The 25,278-nt window shown below is 38.6% G+C and carries 22 protein-coding genes and 1 tRNA gene; 12 read left to right on the forward strand and 11 right to left on the reverse strand.

Annotated elements, in window-relative coordinates; genetic code table 11:
• Window positions 1-394: 394 nt before the first annotated feature.
• The 5 genes from BUA11_RS06930 to pyrE are packed head-to-tail and all read left to right on the forward strand — an operon-like array spanning window position 395 to window position 4,449.
• Complete coding sequence (locus BUA11_RS06930) at window positions 395-1,561, forward strand: dihydroorotase (protein ID WP_072759808.1); 1,167 nt, start codon at window positions 395-397, stop codon at window positions 1,559-1,561.
• Window positions 1,533-2,276: an iron-sulfur cluster-binding protein gene (locus tag BUA11_RS06935; RefSeq protein WP_084634395.1), complete on the forward strand. Its 744-nt coding sequence runs from the start codon at window positions 1,533-1,535 to the stop codon at window positions 2,274-2,276. Before BUA11_RS06930 ends, BUA11_RS06935 begins: the two co-directional genes overlap by 29 nt.
• Window positions 2,267-3,133: a dihydroorotate dehydrogenase gene (locus BUA11_RS06940; protein ID WP_245789610.1), complete on the forward strand. Its 867-nt coding sequence runs from the start codon at window positions 2,267-2,269 to the stop codon at window positions 3,131-3,133. Before BUA11_RS06935 ends, BUA11_RS06940 begins: the two co-directional genes overlap by 10 nt.
• A gap of 15 nt (window positions 3,134-3,148) precedes the next feature.
• Window positions 3,149-3,841, forward strand: a complete 693-nt coding sequence (gene pyrF / locus BUA11_RS06945) for an orotidine-5'-phosphate decarboxylase (protein WP_084634396.1) — start codon at window positions 3,149-3,151, stop codon at window positions 3,839-3,841.
• Window positions 3,842-3,858: 17 nt separating this feature from the next.
• A complete protein-coding gene (gene pyrE, locus BUA11_RS06950; protein WP_072759907.1) occupies window positions 3,859-4,449 on the forward strand; it encodes an orotate phosphoribosyltransferase in 591 nt (196 codons plus the stop codon).
• 35 nt (window positions 4,450-4,484) lie between these two features.
• Here the strand turns inward: pyrE and BUA11_RS06955 are convergent, their stop codons facing one another.
• Genes BUA11_RS06955 through BUA11_RS06980 form a run of 6 tightly spaced genes read right to left on the reverse strand, consistent with a single transcriptional unit; the run spans window position 4,485 to window position 11,796 of the window.
• On the reverse strand, window positions 4,485-5,138 hold the full coding sequence (locus BUA11_RS06955) for a class II aldolase/adducin family protein (RefSeq protein ID WP_178137757.1): 654 nt from the start codon (window positions 5,136-5,138) through the stop codon (window positions 4,485-4,487).
• 31 nt (window positions 5,139-5,169) lie between these two features.
• Window positions 5,170-6,243, reverse strand: a complete 1,074-nt coding sequence (locus tag BUA11_RS06960; RefSeq protein ID WP_143145296.1) for a galactokinase — start codon at window positions 6,241-6,243, stop codon at window positions 5,170-5,172.
• A 2-nt stretch (window positions 6,244-6,245) separates the two neighbouring features.
• The gene (galT, locus tag BUA11_RS06965; RefSeq protein ID WP_072759810.1) at window positions 6,246-7,199 is read right to left on the reverse strand and encodes a galactose-1-phosphate uridylyltransferase; all 954 of its coding nucleotides are present in this window, start codon (window positions 7,197-7,199) and stop codon (window positions 6,246-6,248) included.
• Between the two features lie 25 nt (window positions 7,200-7,224).
• Window positions 7,225-8,895 (reverse strand): glycoside hydrolase family 36 protein, encoded by a 1,671-nt coding sequence (locus tag BUA11_RS06970; RefSeq protein WP_072759812.1) that lies wholly within the window; start codon window positions 8,893-8,895, stop codon window positions 7,225-7,227.
• A gap of 53 nt (window positions 8,896-8,948) precedes the next feature.
• The gene (locus BUA11_RS06975) at window positions 8,949-9,956 is read right to left on the reverse strand and encodes a LacI family DNA-binding transcriptional regulator (protein WP_072759814.1); all 1,008 of its coding nucleotides are present in this window, start codon (window positions 9,954-9,956) and stop codon (window positions 8,949-8,951) included.
• 13 nt (window positions 9,957-9,969) lie between these two features.
• Window positions 9,970-11,796: a beta-galactosidase gene (locus BUA11_RS06980; protein WP_072759825.1), complete on the reverse strand. Its 1,827-nt coding sequence runs from the start codon at window positions 11,794-11,796 to the stop codon at window positions 9,970-9,972.
• 314 nt (window positions 11,797-12,110) lie between these two features.
• On the opposite strand from BUA11_RS06980, the gene BUA11_RS06985 reads away from it, so the two are divergent.
• Together BUA11_RS06985 and BUA11_RS06990 are read left to right on the forward strand one after the other, a co-directional pair.
• Window positions 12,111-13,334: an MFS transporter gene (locus BUA11_RS06985; protein WP_245789611.1), complete on the forward strand. Its 1,224-nt coding sequence runs from the start codon at window positions 12,111-12,113 to the stop codon at window positions 13,332-13,334.
• A 146-nt stretch (window positions 13,335-13,480) separates the two neighbouring features.
• Complete coding sequence (locus tag BUA11_RS06990; RefSeq protein ID WP_072759829.1) at window positions 13,481-16,006, forward strand: adenosylcobalamin-dependent ribonucleoside-diphosphate reductase; 2,526 nt, start codon at window positions 13,481-13,483, stop codon at window positions 16,004-16,006.
• A gap of 72 nt (window positions 16,007-16,078) precedes the next feature.
• Here the strand turns inward: BUA11_RS06990 and BUA11_RS06995 are convergent, their stop codons facing one another.
• From BUA11_RS06995 to BUA11_RS07015, 5 genes are all read right to left on the reverse strand, one after another.
• On the reverse strand, window positions 16,079-16,720 hold the full coding sequence (locus tag BUA11_RS06995; protein ID WP_072759831.1) for a redox-sensing transcriptional repressor Rex: 642 nt from the start codon (window positions 16,718-16,720) through the stop codon (window positions 16,079-16,081).
• 143 nt (window positions 16,721-16,863) lie between these two features.
• A complete protein-coding gene (locus BUA11_RS07000) occupies window positions 16,864-17,505 on the reverse strand; it encodes a lactate utilization protein (protein ID WP_072759833.1) in 642 nt (213 codons plus the stop codon).
• A gap of 86 nt (window positions 17,506-17,591) precedes the next feature.
• Window positions 17,592-17,669: transfer RNA gene (locus BUA11_RS07005), tRNA-Asp, on the reverse strand.
• 117 nt (window positions 17,670-17,786) lie between these two features.
• Window positions 17,787-18,971: a diaminopimelate decarboxylase gene (lysA, locus tag BUA11_RS07010; protein ID WP_072759835.1), complete on the reverse strand. Its 1,185-nt coding sequence runs from the start codon at window positions 18,969-18,971 to the stop codon at window positions 17,787-17,789.
• 2 nt (window positions 18,972-18,973) lie between these two features.
• The gene (locus tag BUA11_RS07015; RefSeq protein WP_072759837.1) at window positions 18,974-19,648 is read right to left on the reverse strand and encodes a class II glutamine amidotransferase; all 675 of its coding nucleotides are present in this window, start codon (window positions 19,646-19,648) and stop codon (window positions 18,974-18,976) included.
• Window positions 19,649-19,792: 144 nt separating this feature from the next.
• Here BUA11_RS07015 and BUA11_RS07020 point away from each other — a divergent pair, with 144 nt between their 5' ends.
• The 5 genes from BUA11_RS07020 (at window position 19,793) to BUA11_RS07040 (ending at window position 25,262) form a co-directional block, all read left to right on the forward strand.
• The gene (locus tag BUA11_RS07020) at window positions 19,793-20,968 is read left to right on the forward strand and encodes a hypothetical protein (RefSeq protein WP_072759839.1); all 1,176 of its coding nucleotides are present in this window, start codon (window positions 19,793-19,795) and stop codon (window positions 20,966-20,968) included.
• Between the two features lie 123 nt (window positions 20,969-21,091).
• A complete protein-coding gene (locus BUA11_RS07025; protein ID WP_072759841.1) occupies window positions 21,092-22,660 on the forward strand; it encodes a sensor domain-containing diguanylate cyclase in 1,569 nt (522 codons plus the stop codon).
• Between the two features lie 83 nt (window positions 22,661-22,743).
• Window positions 22,744-24,558 carry a heme NO-binding domain-containing protein gene (locus tag BUA11_RS07030; protein ID WP_072759843.1) on the forward strand — a complete coding sequence of 605 codons (1,815 nt, stop codon included), beginning with the start codon at window positions 22,744-22,746 and terminating at the stop codon, window positions 24,556-24,558.
• An 80-nt stretch (window positions 24,559-24,638) separates the two neighbouring features.
• Window positions 24,639-24,851 carry a 50S ribosomal protein L31 gene (gene rpmE / locus BUA11_RS07035; RefSeq protein WP_072759845.1) on the forward strand — a complete coding sequence of 71 codons (213 nt, stop codon included), beginning with the start codon at window positions 24,639-24,641 and terminating at the stop codon, window positions 24,849-24,851.
• A gap of 51 nt (window positions 24,852-24,902) precedes the next feature.
• Entirely contained in the window at window positions 24,903-25,262 is a 360-nt protein-coding gene (locus BUA11_RS07040) for a S1 RNA-binding domain-containing protein (protein WP_072759847.1), read from the forward strand.
• The last annotated feature ends 16 nt before the right edge of the window (window positions 25,263-25,278 follow it).

Consider the following 25,278-nt stretch of genomic DNA (forward strand, 5'->3'; position numbering starts at 1 on the left):
CTACAAAGTATATCACTTTATATCAAATTTTGTCAAATTTTCCGAGAGTTTTTGAAACAAATGCTTGAATAGGCGCATAAATAAATGCTTGTGACAACTTTTGATATCGTAGTATTGACAGGATGAGACTTTCTGATAAAATTTTACTTGAAAATCTTGGGGGTGGTTAATTTGGTCCAGAGAGGCCAAAACCGTTTGGGTAAACTATCTGAAAGTGTAATTAACATTGAGAATTGCACATCCTTTCAGCAAATATGGCTTAAAGGACAAAATTCTTTGTTTTGTTTTTCTTCAAAATGCAATATTTTATTATTTTCAAAAGGGACCTCTTTAATGAAGTCCCTTTTATTTTCTTTCTCATATCCTTCAAAACTTATATTTGGAGGGATAGTTGATGAAGATTTTTGATTTGAATTCAAGTAGTTTGAAGTATTTTGACAACTTGGAGCTCTTGAATTTTCCTGAAAATGTTCGAAATACAGATAATCTTGTAATATCACCTCCATTTGTAGATTTGCATACCCACGTTAGGTTAAACGCACAAGAAGATTATGAATCACTAAGTAGAGCTGCCATTGCAGGTGGTTTTGGGGTATGCAATATTCAACCCAACACCGTCCCAAAGCTTGAAAGCTTGGAAGTGCTTCTCAAACATGTCGAGCTTTCAAGAGAGAAACCTGTTAACTTTCTGCACACAATAAGCTTTTTTGGAGAGATTAATGACATTTCCACAGTTGACCATGTTTCAAATAGGATTACTGGTTTTTCAACAGACGGAATGCGTTACGATTCAAAGGAGCTTTACGCTTCATTTGCTACGAAAAAAGCCGCTCTTCTTTTCGACCATTCTCAGCTCCATGAAATTCCTGGTGATTTTTACATAGGAACGCAATTGCCAAACTCAATAAGAACTTATTCAAATGAAGCGATAGCGATTTTCAGAACCGTTTTAACAGGTTTAGAGTTTGGCTATACATCATTTCATATACAACATGTATCCACAGCGACGTCTCTTGAGGTAGTTCAATATCTGAGAAGGTTTGCTAACATAACATGCGAAGTCACACCACACCATGTGTTTTTCACCCCTGACATGATTTCGAACACAACTCAAAAGATAAATCCGCCGATTTCAAAAGACAGAGAAATATTGAGAGAAGCTTTGAGAAAAGGTATTATAGACTGCTTTGCAACAGACCACGCACCGCACAATCCTAAGGGGGATAATTTCGAGAATGCGCCTTACGGAAGCTCGCATATAGAGATTGCATTTTCAGTCTATTATACATTGTTTGAAGATATTGAACTTGTTCTGAGAAACCTAACTCTTAACCCTCTCAAAGTGATAAAAAGGTCATATGAAGAGCTTGGAATAAAATATCCACATGATGCTGTTCTAATAGATGCATCCGCTGAGTATACAGTAGATAGCAGTAGATTCTTTAGTCTTGGAAAGAATTGTGCGTTTGATGGTTATAAACTGAAAGGTCAGGTGGTAGGTTTCAGAAGGAACGGAAGGTGGGTGTATTGGAATGGTGAGTTCATCGATAAGGCAATTTGATGGTTCAAGCGAGAAAAAAACAAAGTATAACGTTTTCGAACTGTCAAAAAGAGAGATTATGGAAATAACAGTCGACACTTTTTTAATAACGTTCGAGGAAAAAATTGACTTTTCACCCGGACAGTTTTGTATGGTAGACGTTAATGACTTCGGACTTACCCGAAAGCCTTTTACTCTCGGAAGTGATGCTGAAGGACGAATCATGATTTCGGTAAAGATAGTTGGGGCTGGAACAGAATACATTGTGAAAACACAAAACAAATTGAACATATTAGCTCCGCTCGGCAGGGGATTCTTGCCACCGAATAAGAATGGTGCGATAATTGTCGCGCCTTCTTGCCTTGCCGAGGGCCTTGAGCTATCAAGATACTTCGATGTTCCATTATTTGTAGCCTCAAGAACAAATTTAAACGATGATATTGTACAACACTATGGACTAAACTACATAATAGGTGATTACGATTATATCTATTTGCTTGAAAAACTAAAATTTTCAAATTTCGAATGGTTCTTTGTATCGGGTTCCAAAAAGATGGAGGAAATCACAACTAAACATCTTTCAGCCGAAGGTATAAAGGAGGTATTCGTCTCGCTTAACGAGTATATGGCTTGTGGAATAGGTGCGTGCAAAGGATGTGCAGTTGAAACGACAAGTGGCATTAAGCACGTGTGTCAAGATGGTCCTGTCTTTAGAGGTGATGAAATATGGAGATGAAAAAATCAGGAAATAAGTTGAACCTCCGAACACCTATTGTTATCGCGTCTGGACCAGGAGGTTTTGGAGAGTACTTTGAAATTCCTACGATAGACTGGGCCCTTGTTGGAGCTTACACACTCAAAACGGTTACGTTAAATAGGAAAATTGGAAACAAACCTCCGCGTATATACGCTAAGGATGGATACGTTATCAATAGAATCGGATTAGAAAATCCCGGTTTCGAAGGTTTTAAAGCACTTATGGAGGAAAGGGGATTAGAGGAAGTAATATCACATGTTCCGGTCATACTGAGCGTTGGTGGTGATACTTTCGATGAATACGTTGAACTTACAAGACTTTTAAAACCTTATTTGAATCGATTCATAGCTATAGAATACAACTTCTCTTGTCCAAACGTTCAACACGGTGGGCTATCTATAGTGTCTGATAAAAACGAGTGGCGAAGATTGTTACAAGTGGTACGTAAAGAAACAGATTCATTTATAATCGCAAAGCTCGGTATCGAGGGTGGTTTTATCGAGCAGATGGCAGAGGTTGCAGCATCTGAAGGCTGGAACGGCGTAACCGTAATTAACACTATAAGGGGGTTAATGATAGACGGGGAAAATCGTGTGGTACTGGGTGGCTTATCAGGTCCGAATCTTTTTCCAATAGCTCTGCGTGCTGTTTATGAGGTGAGGAAAAGACTGCCAGATATTTACATCATCGCTTCTGGTGGTGTATACACACCTGATGATGCAAAGCTGATGATTGAATTCGGGGCGGATGCCGTGAGTATAGGTAGTGCACTGTTTAAGAACGAGTCTGTGTTAAATGAAATCGGAAAATCATTGCAAGGTATCCAAAATACTTGAACAGGGGGTGTGTTTATGATTATGTTAGCAGAGGAGCAACAAAGACAAATCGTGTACGAAAGCGATATCAGGAAAGCTCATGTGCGAATAACTGAACCTGTACTCAGTCTTGATATGGAAAATCCTATCGAGTTTGTGCAAAAATACGGGAGTTTTGAGTACGTTAAAGTTGGACACAACCTGGCAGTAGAAGGAAAAAGGGTGCTTGATTACTTTTTAGAAAATGGGTATAAGGTGATTTTAGACTTGAAATTCTCGGATATCCCCTCAACTGTTGCAAGGTCTGTTCGTTCTTGGGACCATCCTGCGATTGTTGGTTTTACCGTACATGCAAATTCTGGGTTGGAAAGTGTGAAAGCTGCATTAGAATCAAGTGGAAAGAGGATATTCACAGTCATAAAGCTTACTTCAATTCCTGGGAAGTTGGAAGACTTCAAGGATGTTATAATTGGACTTTCAAGACTCGGCGCTTCTTTTGTATTACCTGGTCAGTGGGCTATCGCTATGAGGAGATACATAGGTGGTTCGATATTGGTGCCAGGAATCAGAATGGAACAATCAAAGGATGACCAGAAAGACGTTATCTCATTGTGGGACATTTTTGGAATTGCAGATTTCGCAGTTCTTGGAAGGGAGATTTACAAATCTAAGAATCCTGATGAAAAGATAAACGAAATTAAGGAAAGGGTGAAAACATGGAGAGAGTAATGGAAAGAACAGGTGATATGGAAAAACGTGTCTTGGAAATTTTAAAAGAGACTAACGCACTTCTTGAAGGACATTTTATACTTTCCTCAGGTTTACACTCAACAAATTATGTGCAGTGTGCGAAAGTCTTCGAATATCCAAAGTATGGAGAAGAAGTTGGTAAACTTTTGGCTGAAAAGATAAAAGCCTCAAACATTGAAATCGACGTGGTAGTTGGTCCGGCTCTGGGTGGTGTCATAGTCGCATATGAGGTAGCGAGGAGCCTTGGTGTAAGGGGTATTTTTACCGAGCGAGAAGATGGACTAATGAAACTGAGAAGAGGATTTGAAATAAGGGAAAACGAAAAGGTGCTGATTGTGGAGGACGTCGTAACAACAGGCAAATCTACACTTGAGGTTGTTGAAGTTGTCAATTCATGCGGTGGAGAAATAGTAGGTTTTGCAAGTATTATTAACAGGTCAGGCAAAGAAAATCCTTTTGGACAAAGGAAACCCTACTTTTATTTAGTAAAACTCGATTTTCCAACTTACAATCCTGAAAACTGTCCACTTTGCGAATCGAATATCCCTGCAATAAAACCCGGCAGTCGAAAGCTTAACGCTAAGTAGTTTCGCTGCCGGGTTTATTAAATGCTCTAAATATTTTATTTTTGCCTGTACGATGTGATATACTTTTCCCTTAGCAATCTTGCGTGTTCCATTGGAAGAAGAGAAACATTTCCAACTTTCAGCGCTTCAACGTATATTTGGGCGGTCTTTTCTGCTATCAATGTCGCTATGAACGCCTCTTGGAGGTTCTCACCCACGGTCACAAGACCGTGGTTTTTTAAGAATACGCAGTTATTTGTTCCAAGAGCCTCAAGAGCTTTTTGGGCAAGTTCTTCTGTGCCAGGTAGTGCGTACTCTGAGACTTTTAATGTTTCTCCGAGAATCATCACAGCATCTTCCACTATCGGTGGAATTTCTCTTTGCGTAATTGAAACTATCGTGCTGTATATAGGATGAGTGTGAATTATCGCACCAACGTTTGACCTATTTAGATATATCTGAATGTGCAAAGGCAACTCACTCGATGGTTTTAAGTTGCCAAAAACTTTTTGTCCTTCCATGTCAACAACGCATATATCTTTCGGCTTCAATTTATCGTAGGGATAACCTGAAGGAGTAATATACACATATTCTCCGGACTTTACACTGATGTTGCCCCATGTTCCTTTTGTAAGCCTTTCGGCTGAAACTTTTTTTGCATATTCTATGACTTCTTGCGCTATCTTTATATTGAATACTACGTTTTGCATAGTGATCTTTTCCTTTCTGTTTTTCCAATTCTCAGATACTGTCGACTCTGAATACTCCAGAGCTTGTTTCTACATTCATCAAAGAAGGTGTAATACCATATTTCATCGTATACATTTCAGCTACTTTCTTAAAAATCTCTTCAAAGTTATCTCTTGCCAACACAATAACACTACCACCAAATCCTGCTCCAACTATCCTTGCACCGAGCACGTCTGGATATTTTCTCAGTTCCTCTATAAGAAAGTCAATTTCCTCACACGAAACTTCGTAGTTATCTCTTAGACTCTCATGAGACTCGTATAGATAACGGCCTACGAGAAGAAGATTGTCTGATTCAAGAGCCGATAGGGTTTTTAAAACACGCTCGTTCTCTGTAATTACATGTAGTGCGCGTTTTCTCAGCACAGGATCGGAAAGTCTATCAACATCATCCATTGTTACATCACGGAACGATGACTTTTTCATAGATTCCAAAGCAAGCTCGCATTCGTGTCTGCGTCTGTTGTACTCCGAGTTTCCCAACTCGTGCTTTATTCCTGAGTTAATGAGATACAACTTTGCACTGTCCAAATACAATGGCACATATTTGTACTCTCTCGTCATAGTGTCAATAAATAGTGCGTGGTCTTCTTTGGAGAGTGCAACAGCGTACTGGTCCATTATGCCACATCTAACGCCTACAAAATCTACTTCACATTCGTGCGCTATCTTTGCAAGTTCCTCTCGTTCTATTTCATATCCCATAAGTTGAGAAATAGCGTATCCAACCCCTACTTCTAACGCAGCGGAGCTAGAAAGACCAGCTCCCATGGGAAGTTCCGAATCTAAAATCATGTTGAACGGTTCCACTTTGTATCCGTGCTCTCTAAGCTTCACTATCATACCAATGACATAATCAGCCCAGGAGTTAGTCTTTAAAGGTGCTTCGAATTCAATCCCCTTCTTAACCTGTTTTGAGAATATTTTGAATCTCTCAGAAGATTCAATTTCAATTTTTACATACTTCTTAATCGCAAACGGGAGTATGTAACCGTCGTTGTAGTCTGTATGTTCACCTATAAGGTTCGCTCTTCCTGGAGAATAAACAACTATTTTGTTTGCCATACTTAGATCTCGACCTCCACATTTCTTAATTCTCTTGCAGCTTCTTCAGGAATTTTGGGATTGATAAACGCCCATGTTCCTGTTTCAACACTTGCCATCCATTTGATCTTGTCTTTGTCGCGCTTTACAGGATTAAACTCGATGTGAAAATGGAAAGCATGATCATATTTAATGTAGTTTACAGGTGACTGAAAGAGCATCATCATGTAGGGGAATGCTTGTTTGAATAACAAGTCATACTTCATTGTAACAACTTTTAGAGCTTTTGACAAGAGATGCCTCTCATCATTTTTTAGCTCTGCGAGTGTGCTTACATGGCGTTTCGGATAAATGTGTACCTCATAAGGCCACCTGGCATAAAATGGTACGAGGGCGATGAAAGAATCGTTTTCGTATATTACCCTTTCTTTTCTCTTTGTTTCCTCTTCGACTACGTCACACAACGCACATCTGTTATTTTCATCATAGTACTGTGCAAACGCCTTCAGTTTTGATTCGATCCTTTTTGGTATGAATGGAAAAGCGTACAATTGTCCATGCGGATGTGGAAGTGTAGCACCAACTTCTTTACCTCTGTTCTCAAAGATGTACACATACTTGATTGAGCGATGTTGTGAAAGGTCAAGGTACCTATCAGCCCACATGTTTAATAGCTTCTCTATCTGATGGACAGACATTTGACTCATCGCACTCTCGTGCTCTACTGTGTAGACAACAACCTCACACTTCCCGTTGGAGCGTTCCTTTTTAAATAATCCTTCAGACTCAACCTCTGGAGCATCGAGTTTCATCGATGGAAATCTATTGTCAAAAGAGGATAAATCATAGTCACTTTCAAATTCATCACCACCAGGGCAGAGTGGACAGAAATTCGTAGGGTTTGTTGGTCTTGCTTGTGTGTAAGCCGAGATAAGGACCCATTCACCTGTAATTAGGCTCCATCTTCTTTCCATCATATCACTTCACCACCTTTATTCTTTTTCAGTCTTCTGATCTTGGTTCGGTATAATAGTTAAACGTTCTCCCGTCAGGTCTTTTTTCAACAGTTTTCGCAAGCTCAACTCTTTTCTTGTCAAAATTCATCTCGAATGTAGGCAAAGATAAGTCGCCGATTAGAAGCTCATCGACTCCGTTGACCCCAGCTGAGGTTATTTTGTATTTTTCGTTGATTAAACCTTCGACTTTGAACTTCCTTCTTCCGTACTTCCTGTAATCTAAAACCTTATTCCACAAGTCAAAATCAATTTTGTAAGAAAGGTTATCACTTTGAATTATCATGTTATCCAACATAAGTGAGACAAGAATGTACAATTCCCTATGCTTATCATTCAACTGAGTATCCTCTTTTCTCAGCATAAGACAGTCTGGATCATTCCACCAAAGTACGTTGTTCATAAAGCTCCTTGTAATAACATTTCTAAGTGCATAGTATGCATTCGGATATCCAATATCAGGTCCAGTTGGGTCCCAGAATGGCGCCGTATCGGCACTTATTCTCATTCCATCTACAAATCCCACACTTGGAAGAAGCGGAGCACCACAGCCAAGAACGAATGAATCACCAACGCTGTTTCTAATTATCTCCAAACCTTTTCTGTAAGCTTCAATAGGGGTTGCGTTTTCGTATCGTTTGCCTTGAATTGCTGCAGCAAATAGAAAATCTATCTTGAAGTAATCGAATCCGTTTTTCTTCAAATTTTTGAACAGTTCACTTAACCATTTTGCAGCTTCTGGATGTGTTGTATCCAATGCGTATATTTTCTTATTCCAATTCTCGTAGGCAACTACAGGGCTGCCATTATCATCTTTCACCAGCCAATCAGGATGCACTTTAAATATCTGCGAAGTTTCAGATATGCTGAATGGTGCCAGCCAAATTCCTGGAATGTAACCAAATGATGCAATATCATCGGCTATTTTTTCAAGCGATGGAAATTTCTCATTCGGCTCCCAATCTCCGATATCTTTTTCCCAAGCATCGTCTATCTGAAAGACTTCATAATTCAGTCCAAGTTCTTTTGAACGCTTCAAATCACTCATCATTTTTTCATAATCGAAATCTAAAAAGTACTGATACCAGCTCGACCATCCCAATGGATGATTCGCTGCAAATTTAACATCATTCTGATGGGCGATTAAATCAGCATAGTGAGGTAGTCCTATATCTGCTTTTAACCTAAGTACTACGAAAGGCTCGATATCCGTCCAATCATTGAAATTTCTCTCGAAGTATCGCAACATAACTGTTATTTTGTCATCTTCTATCCTGAAATATGGGTGCCCAATTTTAGAACTCAGCGAACCTATTACAAAATCTTCAAAAGCTATGAAATAGTCGCTCAAAAGTGTATTGAAATATTCTTCCGGCATTATCGACGCGCTAAAACCGAATTTTTGGATTAACTCTGAAGGGAAACTGAGTTTGAAGCCTTTTCGTATGACCCTTGATGGTCCCCAAGACTGCCAATTATTCACAAGAAGCTTATCCGGCGTAGGCATTGAGAAAATTTCTAACTTATCGATGACACCTTTAACTTGCCCTTTGATTAAGTATCCAAAATCAATCTTCTCGATCTCTATAATGCATTCACCGCTTTCGAATTTCCTGTACCCTGCAATCTTTTTAATCTCTGATAAGTTATCTATGTACATATAACCTTCCCTACCTTTCGTCATTTTTGATAAAGTTAGTAAGTTAAAACGTTTCACGAAGACTGGCGCACTATTAAATTAACATCTAAGACTATCTTTTTCTTCTCTAACTTTTCTCCCTTAATTATCTTGAGCAACAGTTCAAAAGCTAACTCACCTTCTTGTTGTTTATCAATCCTAACAGTCGTTAATGGTGGCTCAATAAATCTGGCAAACAATATGTCATCATACCCAACAACTGAAATTTGGTCAGGCACTTTTCTTCCACTCTCTTTGAGAGCCCAAACTGTTCCGATAGCCGATATGTCGTTGAAACAGAATACTGCATCAAAGTCTTTTGATGAATTGACAATCTCGAGTACCTTTTGGTAAGACTGCTCAATCCCTTCCTCAACCTCGTAGACCAACTTTTCATCAAACGGAATGCCAAAGTCTTCAAGGGCTTTCTTATACCCAGCTAATCTCATTTGAGCGACCGATTTATAAAGGTAGGCGCTTAAATATATTATCCTTCTTCTGCCATTTTCGAGCAGATGTCTTACTGCAGCGTATGCTCCTTGAAAATCGTTACTGTATACTTCAGGGATGTTCTCTTCATTGAAATGAACACCCAAAACAACAAATGGAGTTCCTGATTCGAGGAGTAGTTTCATATCCTCTGTCTTTTCCTGTGTTGGTGAGATTATAATCCCGTCCACTCTTCTACTGAGCATGGTCCTTATCGCTTCTTCTTCAAGGCCGTAGTCTTTTTCTGTATTCATCAAGATTACGTTGAACCCATTCTCCTTTGCTTTGACTTCAATGCCTTTGAGCACCTCAGAGAAAAATGGATTCGAGCTGTCTTCAAGTATCACACCAACGACCCTCGAAAGCCCGTATCTAAGAGATAAAGCTGTAGCATCTTTTATATAGCCAAGTTCTTTTGCAACTTTTAGAACCTTTGCTTTTGTTTGAGGGTTTATATCAGGTCTGTTGTTTAGTGCCCTGGATACAGTATTTATAGATACTCCTGCTGCCTTAGCTACGTCACGAATGGTAACAAATTTCTTTGACTTCTTCAATCTGTTCAGCCCCCTATAGCTTTTTACATTCAAATGGTTTTAATTCTACTTTCTCACCATTCAAGTATACAACATTAATGTCTTTCTTTAGATTCAATATTACATAACCATCTATTGTTTTGGCAATTTCAAAATCTCTGCCTACAACTCTGGATTTTAAAACATCGGACAAAACTATCTTCCAACCATTCTCATCCAATACCGTACCTATGTAATACCAATTGTTTTTCTGTGTAACCATCGGTGAACAATCACTAAAAATGCCTATGACCTTTGAATCAATTATGTCTATCTCTTCCTTCCAGTAATAAACATCGACATTCTGTGACATTATAGCTCCATTCTCTTTATCGATAGCGCCGAAATCCACCACTTCTAACCCCAGTTCATCTATGAGATTATGAGGTATCCTTTCTCTTATCCAGTTGTTTTGATCTTTCAATGCTGACATAGCCGTCACGAAAACAGGACCTTTGAAACGCTTTAGTTTGCTGGAAAATTCCTCTGGTATATATTTGGCGTATGGCACGATCATCACTTTGTATTCATCTATCTCATCGTCGCTGAACACAAATTCGGCATTATAACCCAAATTCTTAACTGCCTTGTAAATCTCAACCACTGCATCCCAGTATTTAAAATTCCTATTCACATGGCTTATCCTATGAATCCACTCATTCTCGTAATCGAAATATATTGCAATCTCCTTTAACTGCTCAATCATACCAGATGTCTCATTTTTAACTTTTGAAAATGCTTCCAATCTCTTCGACGGACGTCCTGCATAATCGAGAAGCCCACCGTGGTACTGTTCTGCTCCAAATCTAATCTGGTCAAATCTAAATGGCATAACTCCAAAAGCACCATCCAAGTAAGCCTGTTTTGTCCACATTCCCAAGTATTCGGGATCAAAATTCTCATTAGTCACGCGCCAATTAACGCGACCAGGTTGTTGCTCTATCACCAAGAACGGCTTGTGTTTGATAGAACGCATCAAAGAATGATTTGCCGATTGGCGTAACGGATCATAGTCCTTTGTTGCTATGTAATTATCCCATGAAACAAAATCAATGTATTCAGCCATCTTTCTGTAATTTAAATCCATGAAGTCGATCATGAAATTATGTGTAATGGGTTTCTTAGAATGTTTCCTAATGATATCAACTTGTTCTTTTAGGAACTCTATATTGCTGTCTGACATAAACCTGTATATATCAAGCATTTGGTGAGGATTTTCAAACGTTGGCGTATTAATTGGAAAGACTATTTCGTTCCAATCATTGTAGTTCTGACTCCAGAAGACTGTCCCCCATGCTTTGTTCAAATTTTCGATATTTCCGTACTTTTCTTTCAGCCACACGCGAAACTTCTCGAGATCAGCATTTGCAAAGCTGTAAGTTGTACCGTGGCATCCAAATTCATTATCAACCTGCCAAGCATCGATTTCATCACCGTATCTTGAAGCATATTTTTCTGTTATTCTCAGTGCGTAATCTTTATAAGGTTTAGAATTAACTGAATAATGCCTCCTACTCCCAAATCCACGAACTTGTCCGTGCCAGTCAACAGGAAGCATCTCTGGGTACTTTTTTGTTAACCAAGCGGGTGGAGTTGCTGTTGGTGTGCCAAGAATCACCTTGATATCATTTGCTTTCAGTATATTGATCGCCTTGTCAAGAACAGAAAAATCGAATTTCCCGTCCTCAGGTTCTATGACGCTCCACATAAACTCACCGATTCTAACCCACTCAATGCCATACTCTTTCATAACCTTGATATGAACATTCCAAAACTTTTCATCCCAGTGCTCCGGATAATATGCGGCTCCATAGATGTCCATAAAGTAAACCTCCCAAGTTTATGATAATAGTGGTAATCTTGATAACAATCAACGAGACACACTGAACAGCATCGGTAACGTTACCGATGCTGCTAATATTATTTAAACAAAAAGTTCACTGTTTTCAAATCTTGAAATAAGTTGATTATATTCAAATAATTGAAGAAAATTAACTTTTTCTTTCCCATGCATTGTTTTATTTTCCATTGTTTCTTTGAACACACGCCAGTTTGTGATATCATTTATATGTAGTTCGCAGTACGAATTAAATTGTGGGAGGCGTTTTCGGTAGAATGGATCAAGAGCGAAGATATATGAATCCTTATAGGGCTTTAAGGAACAAGTACTATCGAAATTTCTGGGTTGTACAGAGTATTTCACTTATAGGAACGTGGATAGATACAACATTACGAGGTTGGGTAGCCGTCAACATGTTTGCCGAGAATAAAGCATCTGGATTTATTGGTTTGATTGCCTTTCTAAAGGGCTTCCCTTCAGTCTTTTTTTCGCCTGTCGCTGGTGTTCTAATTGATTGGTTCGGACCTAAGAATATTCTTCTTTACAGTCAAGTTATCGATGCTGTAAATGCTTTTATAATGGCATATTTAGTATGGAAGGGGTTGTTAAGTCCGTATGTGTTGCTTGCTTTAAGTCTTGCAATGGGAATAACAAGTAAATTTTATTTGCCGTCTCGAAATACGTTCATATCTAACATTGTTCCGAAAGAACTATTACCAAACGCTCTTGCTCTGCATTCTATGATCTTTAATGTGGCGAGAATGATTGGACCCACGATTGCTGGATTCATAGTTAAGTCTTATGGTTTACAGGTTGGCTTTATCGTAAATGCAATCTCATTCGTGCCACTTATCGTGGTTCTTTTCTTTATTCCTGATAACTATTCTTCATCTTCGAATGTGTCGTTTAAAAGATTTTTCCTTGATTTGCGTGATGGAATACGTTACGTGATTAAGAATGATGTACTTTCAAGAACATTCATAGGTTTAACGATGTATTCCTTATTCGGTATGCCATTTGGAATGTTGATGCAAGCATTTGTAAAGAGCGTTGTTAAGTATGATATCCTCGGATACAGTCTTATAATGGGGATGATGGGTGTTGGAGCATTCATCGGTGCAAATGTCGTGGCGAGCATCAATTCTAAGAGGCTTATCACTTTAAGGGAAGATTTTCTGCTGCTCATAATTGGACTGAGCATCCTTGCAGCATCTTTTCAACCAAAACTCGTTCCTATCTCTGCATTTATCGTTGGAGCATGTCAGTCTTCGTTTTTCAATATCACGAATAGTAGAACTCAACTTCTTTCTCCATCAGATATGAAAGGAAGAACAATCTCTCTTTATTCCTTTATAAACACGGGTGGCTCACCAACAGGAACGTTCGTTTTGGGATTACTCGGTAACGTACTTGGAGTGAAGAACGTCTACATCCTTTCTGGTATTATCCTCCTGTTTTTCTCATTTATTAGACTAATTAATCTGGTCAACTCCACAAAAAGTCGAACAACTACGTTTTAGCTTAAATAAAACCATATGTATGGCAAAATCTCTCCCGTTCTTCGTTACAATTTATTGTATACTATTGATTAGGACACACAATATGTGGTATAATCTTTCACGCAGGAGAATCTTTAGAAATCATGATTTATCCGGGAGGGATATTTATGTACTCAGCTTTATCGAAGTTCATCGATTATTGGAAGGATGTTGAGCCTTCGAAGAATGCATACAAAATATTGAGTGAAAGATACTTTCTTAAGACACCGGAAGGCGAGTACTTGGAAACACGATGGGAACACGTATGTCGCAGAGTTGCTCGCATTATCGCAACTTCAGAATTGGTTAATAACCCAAAACTTAAGGAGAAGGCAGAAGTTGAGCAGTTAGATGAAGTCAAAGCATGGGAAGAATTGTTCTACAATTTCTTAGTCTCGAGGATTTTCATACCAAATAGTCCTACTCTTTTCAATGCCGGTATGGGTGTTAGACATGAACTGTTGTGGAAACCAATAGAACAGATGACTTTGGAAGATTATTGGGAAATTTACAAGTCAAGGAACCATCTCCACATGTTATCAGCTTGTTTTGTAGTTCCAGTTGAAGACAGTATTGAAGGAATATTCGAAGCAGTTAAAGAATATGCACTTATAACCAAGGCTGGTGGAGGTATCGGAAGTAATTTTTCCAGGTTGAGACCAAAAGGAAGCTTTGTGGCTGGTACGCACGGTCAGGCAAGTGGTCCTGTATCTTTTATGCATGTGTTCAACTCAGCAGTTGGCGTTGTTGAACAAGGTTACAGAAGACGCGGTGCGTTAATGGGAATACTCAATATAGATCATCCTGATATAGAAGAGTTCATAACCGCAAAAGAGGGAAACGACGGGGAAAAGGTGCTTAAGTTCTTCAATATCTCAGTTGGCATTCCAATGGATAGGCAAGAACTGTTGAAATTGTACATGGAAGACGGAGAAATTGAACTACGACATCCAAAGTGTAAAGAATCAAAAAAGATTAAAGTTCGAGAGCTGATAAATAAGATGGCCAAAAATGCTTGGAAAACAGGCGATCCAGGACTCGCATTCCTCGGCGAGATGAATAAGTATTATGCCATGTACCCAGAGATGGCAATTGAAAGTACGAACCCGTGCGGTGAAATTGGGCTTGCACCTTACGAAGCTTGTAACCTTGGTTCTATTGACGTCGCTAAGTTTTTTAAGGACGGAGAATTCAACTGGGAAGCTTTCGGCGAAGCTACACGCTTAGCTGTTAGGTTCTTGGACAATGTTATAGACGTCAATGTATTCCCACTTGAGAAAATTGCAAAAGCTGTAGCAGATAGCAGAAGAATCGGACTTGGAATAATGGGATTTGCAGATTTGTTGTATTTGCTTGATATACCTTACGATTCGCCAGAAGGAAGACAATTTGCAGCTGATATGACTGCATATATGGCCATTCATGGACATTCGGAGTCAAACAGATTAGCACAAGAGAAGGGTAACTTCCCCGCATTTGAAAAGAGTAGGTATTACAGAGAGGACAATTTTGCACCGTTTGCTATGGGAATGAGTAAATTTGATGATGAATTGAAACAAGTTCTTGCTGAGTCAAAGCATGGTAAGAGAAATGTGGCAGTTCTTACGATAGCCCCAACAGGTTCAATTTCTAACATTGCAGACACAAGCAGTGGTCTGGAACCGAATTTCCTTTTGGCTTACGTAAGGTACATGAATAAACATGATGGTGGAAAAGAAGCGTTGTTCTACGTGAACAAGGTTCTTGAATCCAAGCTCAAACCCGAAATTCTTGAGAAGATTAAGGAAAGACTTGTAGAAAGCGGTTCCTTAAAAGGCTTTGAGGAAGTTCCAGAAAATATTAAAAGAGTTTTCGTTACAGCGATGGATATAGCACCAATGGATCACTTGCTCATGCAAGACGCGTTCCAAAGATATGTTGATAATAATATCTCCAAGACAATTAATATGCCGAACAGCGCAACTGAAGAAGACGTACTCAACATTTACCTTGAAGCAATGAAATTAAATATCAGAGGTCTCACGATCTATAGAGATGGTTCGTTGCAAACACAGGTACTTACTTCAGCAAAGAATTTGAAGACGAAAGACGCACCAAAGGTTCAATTCTTCGTTCTTGATGATAAACATAAATTGAGACCGAAGCCAAGAAAGGAAACGCTAAGAAGCGTTACAAGAAAGTTCAAATCCGATACTGGTACAACATACATAACAGTTAGTTTCGATGATAACGGAGAGGCTGTTGAAATATTCCTATCTAATGGTACGGAACTTGCAGAAGCAATTGGTAGGCTCAGCTCAATAGCTCTGCGTGCCGGAGTCTCCGCCGAGGAAATTTTGGAGCAACTGCGGAAGGTAAAAGGTAGCTATACACCAGCTTTGGCAAAAGAGATTAAGAATGCGGTTGACGACTTTGTAGATCTGTGGGGAGAGACCCCTGCAGAAGGCTTTGATACATTTACCATAGATGGAACTGCAAAGACTGCCGAAGAAATAGAGAAATTTGTAACTGCAAATGGTCTGCAGTGGAGTGAGGGATACTACATAGATGCAGACGGTAATACCTACTGTCCATCTTGTCTCTCAAAGAACAGCATTATCAAACAGGAAGGATGTACAAGTTGTAGAAAATGTGGATGGAGTAAATGCAGCTAAGTTGAAATAAGATAAACCCCCTTGCAGTTTTGAAGAAACTTGCAAGGGGGTCTTATTTTTGGATATCTTGAATCATTCATCGTCTTCCAAAATAAATGCATTATCTCCCATTATTATAGTATAGGCTAATGTTTCAAATGATAAAGTTATATCCACATCTTCAACAGGTATATTCACTCTCAGTTTAATAGGTGAAAAATTGACAATACCCTTAACTCCCGAATCTTCAACCTGTTCCGCCACATACTGAGCAGCGCTCTCCGGAACTGCTATAACAGCAATTTCTATGTTCTTCTCCTGAACCATCTCTTTGAGATCGCTTATGTGCGTTACAGTTATACCACCTATTTTCTTCCCAACTTTCTCTCTATCGTTATCGAATATAGCAACAACATTGAACTTATGTTTTAAAAGCCCCGGATAATTCGCCAGCGCACTTCCCAGATTTCCGGCACCTATTATTGCAACATTCCACTCTTTGTTGACGCCTATTATAAACGCTATCTCACCAAGAAGCTTGTTAACGCTATAACCAAGTCCGCGTTTGCCAAAGTTACCGAAATACGACAGGTCTTTACGTACTTGACTTGGCTTTATATTCAATCTTTCTGCAATGTCCTGCGAAGAAACAAAGTTAACACCTTCTTCTTTATATCTTGATAAGCAACGATAGTAAAGTCCGAGACGTTTCACCGTCGGTTTTGGTATTTTCATCCCGTTTCACCCCTGCTTTTCTTTAATAATCATAATGCATGTTATATCTTTCACAATTATATCACTTTTCCTTTCATTAATCAAGGAATAATTGATATCGTTTCACAAAGGTAATTATTGAATAGCGAACATCGTTCTTCAGTCTATAAACCACTTTCGAATGTTGTGAGTACAACTTTTATTCGCCCAGGTTGTCGAGCCGACGTTTCCACTACCACAAAGTAGTTGCAAATTCTTTGCTTGTTGCTACAATCTACGCAGTAGCCGGTCTTTATACATGGAGTCTCCAAGTTCAATCTCTTGGAATTCATAGGCGATATAAACTGTAGTCTTCGACGTGCATTTTCAACATCCTCAACAACCTTATTAACACTTGCAATAATCACAACATTTCTTGGACCATACAAAACTGCTGCGACTCTGTTACCATTTCCATCCAAAAATACAAGCTTTCCGTCATTTGTTATGGCGTTTGCACTGGAAAGATAATAATCAACGGTGAAAGACTTTAATTCAATTTCTTTTCTTTCTTGTATAGTTTGCGCTGAAGCTCTATCATAATATACATAGTTTCCACTACGCAATAAATTCAAGACTCCGGTTTCTGCTAAAGTCAAAGAACCACCATTAGAAACAGAAGCACCCTCAGGAATTATACTCTTTACCGTCTCAAGTAATTCTTCCTTTGAGCGGGCAATAAATACATCAAAGTATCTTTTCTTCATTTCTTTAGACAATTGTTCGGCAAGACTTTCATAGCGCCAGTTATAAAGCTCAACTCTCATCACGTCTACCCCCTTCGATTTTCTTGTTTGGCCATTGAATTCATTGGAATCATAAAGAAAAACGGGACCATTAAGGTCCCGTTTGTTGGCGGGGACGACGAGATTTGAACTCGCGGCCACCGGTGTGACAGACCGGCGTGCTAACCAGGCTGCACCACGTCCCCGTCTTTTTGTTGAGTCAGTTTTCGTCACTGACCGAGCAATATTTTGCCATACATTCCGGGAGTTGTCAATAGGGTATTTCAAAAAATTTTTCAAGATTAAACTACTTGAAGTTGTTTCTATACGATTGTCCTGAATAGGTCATCATACGTCTCTCTTCTTCTTATGAGCTTTGCTTCACCATTTGAAGTGATCAGTACCTCTGCGGGTTTCAAAGTTGAGTTATAGTTACTTGACATCGAGTAACCATACGCTCCAGCATTTTCTACTAACAGTAAACTTCCAACTTCTGGTATTTCTATTTCCCTTTGCACAGCTATGACATCTCCTGACTCACAAAGCGGTCCCACGATGTCTACTACATTTTTCTCGTTAGTCGGATTTAAAACCATGATTTTATGGAATGCATCATAGAGTGTTGGTCTAATCAACGCATTCATACCGCCGTTTACGACAACAAATGTCTTTTCTTGTGTTCTCTTCACATACTCTACTTGAAGCAGAAGAATACCAGCGGGTGCGATAATGTATCTTCCAATTTCCATTATCACTTTCTCAAAATCCTTTAGAAGTGGGATAAGTCTCTTTTTGTATTCAAAAATATCTAATTCAGAGCCATTGTAATTAATTCCCCATCCACCACCAATGTTTATCTTGCGCAAATTGTACCTTTTTGAAAGTTCAACCACTTGGGAGATTGCCTCTTCAAATGGTTCTATTGATGTTATCTGTGAGCCGATATGTGTGTGCAGACCTACGATGTTGTGGTTTGGTTTTTCGAGAATTCTGCTCACATCATCGATATTTATTCCAAATTTATTCTTTTTCAGACCAGTTGAGATATGAGGATGCGTTTTCGCATCAACGTTTGGATTCACTCTCAAGAAAAACTCCGGTACACTTTCGTATTGCCTTTTGAACGCCATCCACTGTTCGTATTCTTCGAACGAGTCTATATTAACATATCGAATGTTAGAAAGCACGTTCATATCCTCTCTTGACTTTCCGTTCCCGTTCCAAACGATCATTTCATCTGGTATACCAGCCTTTTTCGAAGCATAATATTCACCGACGGTTACTATATCAGTTCCGAATCCTTCTTCATACAGTATTCTGATCAAATTCGGATTGTTGTTTGACTTGCATGCAAAAGTCGGCAAGAGATTTACACCCTCGAAAACACTCTTTACCAGTCTTGCTCTCTTCCTAATCACTTCTTCAAAATACACGTAAAGTGGGGTTCCATACGTTTTTCCAATTTTGCTAATCAGTTCCTTTATTTCTGTTCTTTCTAATAGTTCCATGACTAAAATACCCTCCCTTTTTGGGTTACCTTGCCATTACTTACCTTAAGTATCTCGCCATTTTCCATCGGTGTTAGGTCGCCATTCACATTCTCAGAGTAAACAACAAAACCAGCTTCGTTTTGATCGTAATATAAAGTGAAATAGTCCGGAGATCTTGAATATATACAACCTACGTAAAGACTATCTTCTATCTCATCATAAAGTAGAAAATTCAAACCGCTATACTTGTGGTTGGTTACATATCTTCTAACATTATCAATTAATGCTTCGAAATTATCAAAAGAGAATATATTAAGAAAAAAGTCATATGTATCGCTTCGAAAATCATTTTCTATATTCGCATTGTACACAGTACCATTGTGAGCCAGATATTTACCGCTTATGTGAAATGGATGGAGCTGTAATTTTGTCTTATCCAAATTTTCGGAAGCCTTACGGGCGTGAACTATTCCCGCTGAAGCTTTAAAGCCTTCAACTACACTTTTCCAGAAATCATCTTCGAAGATAGCAACTACTGATTTATATTCCAGCTTGCGTTCTTTTGTGAATAGAACAAAACCGTACCCATCATCATGTGGTGCACTCTTACCACTCTTTGCCATTTCAGAAACGTTGATTATTATCTTTCCAACTTCAACGTATTCATTAGAGGAAAATGCTGCCATTCTGCACATTCCTTTTCGACCTCCTTTTTCATTTTGAATATTTTACCACATGATTTGAACTATCTGTAAACAGAGAAGGTCTAATATTGTATACAGAGAAGTATTGTGCGGTCATATTCTCTATTCTTCACTATATTTCGAGGAGGTGTATCTATGAACAGCCGAGCGTTTGGAAGAAAATTAGTAATTTTTGTATTCCTGTTTTTACTTGCTTCAATGTTTTTCACCGCAGGTGGAGTCACAATCACTGAAAAGGTCAAGCTTGTTATATTACCGGGGAAAATAGGCCAGGGATGGAACATGGACGAGGTTGACTATTTACTCTCAATACTTGAAGAGCAAGCTCTTGAACTCGGAAGATTCCAGCTCTTTCCGAGGGGTGATTTGCAACAGATAATGAAAGAGAGAAACCTCAGTGAATTCGGAGTCTCCGAAGCGGTAGAAATTGGAAAACTCGGTGGTTCAAAGTACGCATTACTTTTAACACTTACTGAACTGTCTTCATCTTGGAGTAGTAAATCAAACGCTTACATCGCAGTTTCAAGATACACCATAAAGCTTTACAACATTGAGGACGGAAGCTTATTAGCTTCAAAGACACTCGATTCGGGAGGTTCCTCAAAAGAAAGTAGTCAAAAGGCTATTACGGAGGCACTTAAGAGCACAGCGACAGATATTTGGTACGAATTAAGGCAGATATTCAAACTGGAAGCATATGTACAGGCAATCCAGGGCAATACGGTAATATTGGCTGGAGTTGATAGAAAACTCATAAAATCAGGTTATGTGTTTGAGATCGAGACAGAAAGTGGTGTTGGCTATGTGAAAGTTGTTGGATTCAACAAAAATGACGGAACCGTAGTCACACAGCTCATGTATGGAGAAATGCCCAGAGAGTACGATGTTGCAACCGAATATCCGATGCTACCAATTAGAGCCGGAATTGGAGTGAGTTACTTTTCTGGAATGTTTGGTTTGGGGATATCAGGATGGGGTGGAACAGAAGACATACCTGTCCCGTTACACATAGGTCTTGGAACATTCTTGGGCTCCATTTGGAGTTACACACCGGTCTATTTAAACTTAGGCGTTGGGATGAACATACTTACTATGGGACGTATTTCTACGATGGCCAATGGTGGTTTAAGTATGGTAGGACTTGTGGACATGGATACTTACGAACCTGTTGCTTATCTCTTTGGACTTTTTGTAGGTGGAATGATCACTTATGATTTCAATCCAAAATCTGGCGTTTATGGAAGTATTGGCTACTCATACTATTTTGGAGACGTTTCTGGCATTTCGATACAGATAGGTTTGTATTTTTAAGTAGATTTCAGTTTTTGAGGCAGAATATTGCTACTCGAACTTTGCCGTAGCAATTTTATCTGGTATAATCTTGCTTGATAGAATTGGATATTAATCTGAAGCGTAGATGATGGGGGATTTTCTTTGAGAGGTTATTTTTCTTATTATATGAAGAGCAGTTCATACTCTTTAGCTTTTTTTCTTTCCCTATTGTTACTTTTTAGATGGTCTATAGCAGCAGATGGAATCCTAATAGAACAGTGGCAAGTTCTTAGGGATAGCAATCAAGTTTTCCAAAGTGAAATAGTCGATGGTAGGTTTTACAGGGTTATCAAGAAACCCTCAACCGTAAGATTAAGAGCTATTTTAGATAGTAAGAAGCTCAAGAATAATACTAACCAACCACTTTATATTTACATACCTCAAATTGACACATCTTATTTTGCTGTTTATCTTGACGGACAAATCATTGGAAGTTTTGGATTTGAAAATGAACGTACGGCACATGTGTGGTATCAACCCTTTATCTTCAAGCTTCCTGAAAAAATTGCAGTGGATTCCAACATAGAATTTCTAATTTCTGGTGTTTATGAGATTGGCATCGACTTCCCAGTTACTATTATAAATGAAACACAGAAATCGAAGTATGCTGTGTTGTACTTTTTGACAAGCTTAGCTCTTCCCATTGCTACAGGTCTAGCTCTCACGTTATCGGTTATCTTATATTCCATCGCAATGAACCTATCTAATAACAAAAAGGAGATTTACAGACATTTAGCAATTGCAAGCTTTTTCGCAACCGTGTGGCTATTTGATTTATTTGCATTTCCAACGATGGGTTCTGTTACCACTTTTCTTATACTGAGAAAGATCTTTGTTGCTTCAGGATACCTCGGTTTTGCCGCGTTGCTATATGCAATCGACAAAGAAGTATCAAGCTCTCTTTCTAAGACTGGTAAAGTTATGGTGGCGACAAATTTCATCGGTGCTGCTTCTTTGCTATTTTCACCTTCGAATTATTTGCTCAAGGAAATTTCAAATAATGTTGCATTGCTACTTTTAGCCAACGCAGTTTATCTGTTCTTTAAATCATTGAAGATGTATTCAAGAGTTTTGATGGGTTTCATAATGTTTTTCATTTATGCGGTTTTACACGATGGAATTTCTATGTTCTTCTCAACGGGAACTAAGCTACTTTCGGGATTTGGTATAGCTTCAATGTTTGCTGGTTTTGCCTATACTCTGGTTCAGGAATATAAGCAAATGGTTGTTCAAATAACGATGTCACATATAAAGAGCATTACTGACCCACTTACTAATGCTTACAACAGAGGCGCATTAAGTGGGATAGTGTTCAGTCCAGATGATGCTTTCGTATATATTGATATGGATAGGTTTAAGGAAATAAACGACAAGCACGGTCATGACACTGGAGATGAAATCCTCAAGTTGCTTGTAAGTACTATAAAGAGGAATATAAGATCAAACGATATGGTCGTGCGAATGGGAGGAGACGAATTCTTAGTAGTTCTGAGAAGTTGCCCTGTTAATAAAGCACAAGAAATATTTGAAAAAATATCTAAAGAGTTTTATTTATCCCATATTCTCCATCCAAAATTTTCTTACGGAATCGTACAATATCAATTTAATCTTGAGAAAACTATAAGAGTTGTAGATGATTTAATGTATAAGATGAAAGAATCAAGAAGATGAATTTGCAAATTACTATTGTTCCTTGATTGAAATTTGTATAATGTGGTATAATATACAAGAATCGTTTGGAAAGGGGGATGAATATGAAAAGTTTTGTAATGAATATTTGGCTGAAGACGTGGAAGAAATTGTATGGTGAGAGTATCGTTGAATCTCTTATAGAGGAATTTAAACTCGACAAAACAAAACTCCTAATCCCAATAAACGATGTCTCAGATGAACTTGTGATGGAGTTCTCGAAAAGATTGGCGCAAAAAGTTGGAAAGACTTACGAGCAATTGTGGGAGGAAACAGGCTACAACAACATACGCTCTTTCCACGATGCGTATCCAAGTTATTTCAAAAAGAACAACTGTATGTCATTTATGAGCGCAATGGATAGTGTGCACAGAGCTTTGACAAGAAGGATATCTGGCGCTAAGCCTCCAAGGATTATTTTTAACTATATCGACCAGAATACAGCAATAGTCAGATATCAATCGCACAGAGATTTCAGATCTTATTTCTTAGGTTTATTAAAAGGAGCTTCCGAGTTTTTCAATGACCCGCTGAAGATTGAGATACTCGATCAAGGTTCGTCACCTTCTGGTTCATATATAGAAGTTAAACTTCATTCGACAAAACCATACGGAAGAACCGTTAAACTCCGCACGTTCAGGTTATTTTCGTTCGGCCTTTCAAGAAGTTTTATATCAACCTACACGATAGTTTTCCCGATTTTTACATTTATCGCGTCTTACTTGTTCACAAACTTTTTTGGTCCGCTTTTCGGGTCAGTTTTAACAGCGGGAGCTGCTTTAGCTGCTGTGTATTTTGGACTCAGAGACTTCAAAACTGGGTTTACAGCGCTTAAAGATAAGAATGAGATCTTGAAACAAAAGGATTTCAACAACACCGTTAACGTATATGGAGAAAAGAATTTTGAAGATATTTCCCAATCATTTAATGAAGCTGCATATGAATTCAGAGAATTTCTTATAGGTCTACAAGGCGATATGGAAGAAATAATGGCATTCTCTAAGAAAACAATAGATTCGGCTAACGTAGTCCAAGAACAAATAGATACTATGAAGGAATTGTCAACCCAAGTAGCAGACACTGCGGTACAGATAAGTAATGATGCCGAAAGAATTTCAGATGCTGTTACATCGAACGTGGAAACTATTTCAAAGACAATTAATCAACAAAATCAAATCATCAGTGATCTCAATCTTGCCGTTCAAAAGATAAGGGCTGCGGCAAGTAGTGTTGAACAGTCTGCTAACGGCATGAGAAGCATGAGTGATGATTTCGAGAGCATAGCCAATGAGAGCCAACAGCTAAGAAATCAGGCAAGTGCAATAATGGACATAGCGAAAACAGTTATGAGCATTGCAGAACAAACTAATTTGTTGGCATTGAATGCAGCTATAGAGGCTGCAAGAAGTGGTGAGGCAGGAAGAGGATTTGCAGTTGTAGCAGACGAAATCAGAAAACTTGCGGAAGAAAGCAAGGCTTCAGCTGTGAAGATTTCACAATTCCTTGGAAGTGTCTCTGGTGGGATTGATAAATTAAGCTCAAGTATTATTAAAGGCTATGAAGAATTGAAAGAACAATCTCAAACACTAATTAGAAGTGCAGAAGAGAGTAAAGAATCAAGTGAGATTATTTCTCAAATAAGCGAACAACTGAACTTGCTCGTTTCGACCTTGAACAGGGAAACAGACAAACTGGAGAGCATAACAACGAGTATACAAAACTTGCTCGCAATATCAGAAGAAAGTTCCGCAACAGCTGAGGAAATAAGTGCTTCTATTCAGAGGTTCTTTGATGAAATAAACAATGTGTTCTCAAATGTCAAACAAACAATAGCTCTCTTGAATACAATTCAAGAGAATTTCAAGGACATAAAAATATAATACTTGAAAAATCAAAGGAAAAGTGGTATTATATAACGTGAATTTAATCAGGCAAAAATCATGTAGGAGAGGTGAGTGAGTTGAAAAAGGGTATTCACCCAGAACTGAGGCTTCTAAACGTTAGGTGTGCTTGTGGTGCTGAGCACAAGATTTGGACAACTAAGGAACAGCTTAAAGTTGATGTCTGTTCTAACTGCCATCCACTCTACAAAGGAAGTGGAGGTGCAAGCCTGATCGTAGATACCGAAGGACGCGTGCAGAAGTTTAAGAAGAAGTTCGAAGGTAAGTATTGATAATTTTAAAAACGTGTACTCCAATCTTATCTTTCAGGAGGGTTATATTTTATGGAAGTTGGTCAAGTAGTAAAAGGCAAGGTAATAGAAGTACTCAAATTCGGAGCAAACGTCGAGCTTGAAAACGGAGAAAAGGGGTTCATACACATATCAAAGATTTCTAATCAGTACGTCCAGAAAGTCGAAGATTTTCTTAAGGTTGGACAAGAGGTAGAAGCAAAGATCATAGGAAAAGGCAGAGATGGCAAGTGGGAACTTTCACTGAAAGAAGAAACGAAGGAAAATGAAGCAGAAGCAAAGAAAGAAGATTTTGAAAGAAAGCTCCAGAAATTCCTAAAAGACAGCCAAAAGACATATTCTGAGTACAAAAGAAGATTAGACAAAAAGCAAGGAATTACGAAAAGAAAGTAAGAAAAATTAATAGCTA

The organism is Fervidobacterium gondwanense DSM 13020 (assembly GCF_900143265.1).
In the GTDB taxonomy this organism is placed as follows: Bacteria; Thermotogota; Thermotogae; order Thermotogales; family Fervidobacteriaceae; genus Fervidobacterium; species Fervidobacterium gondwanense.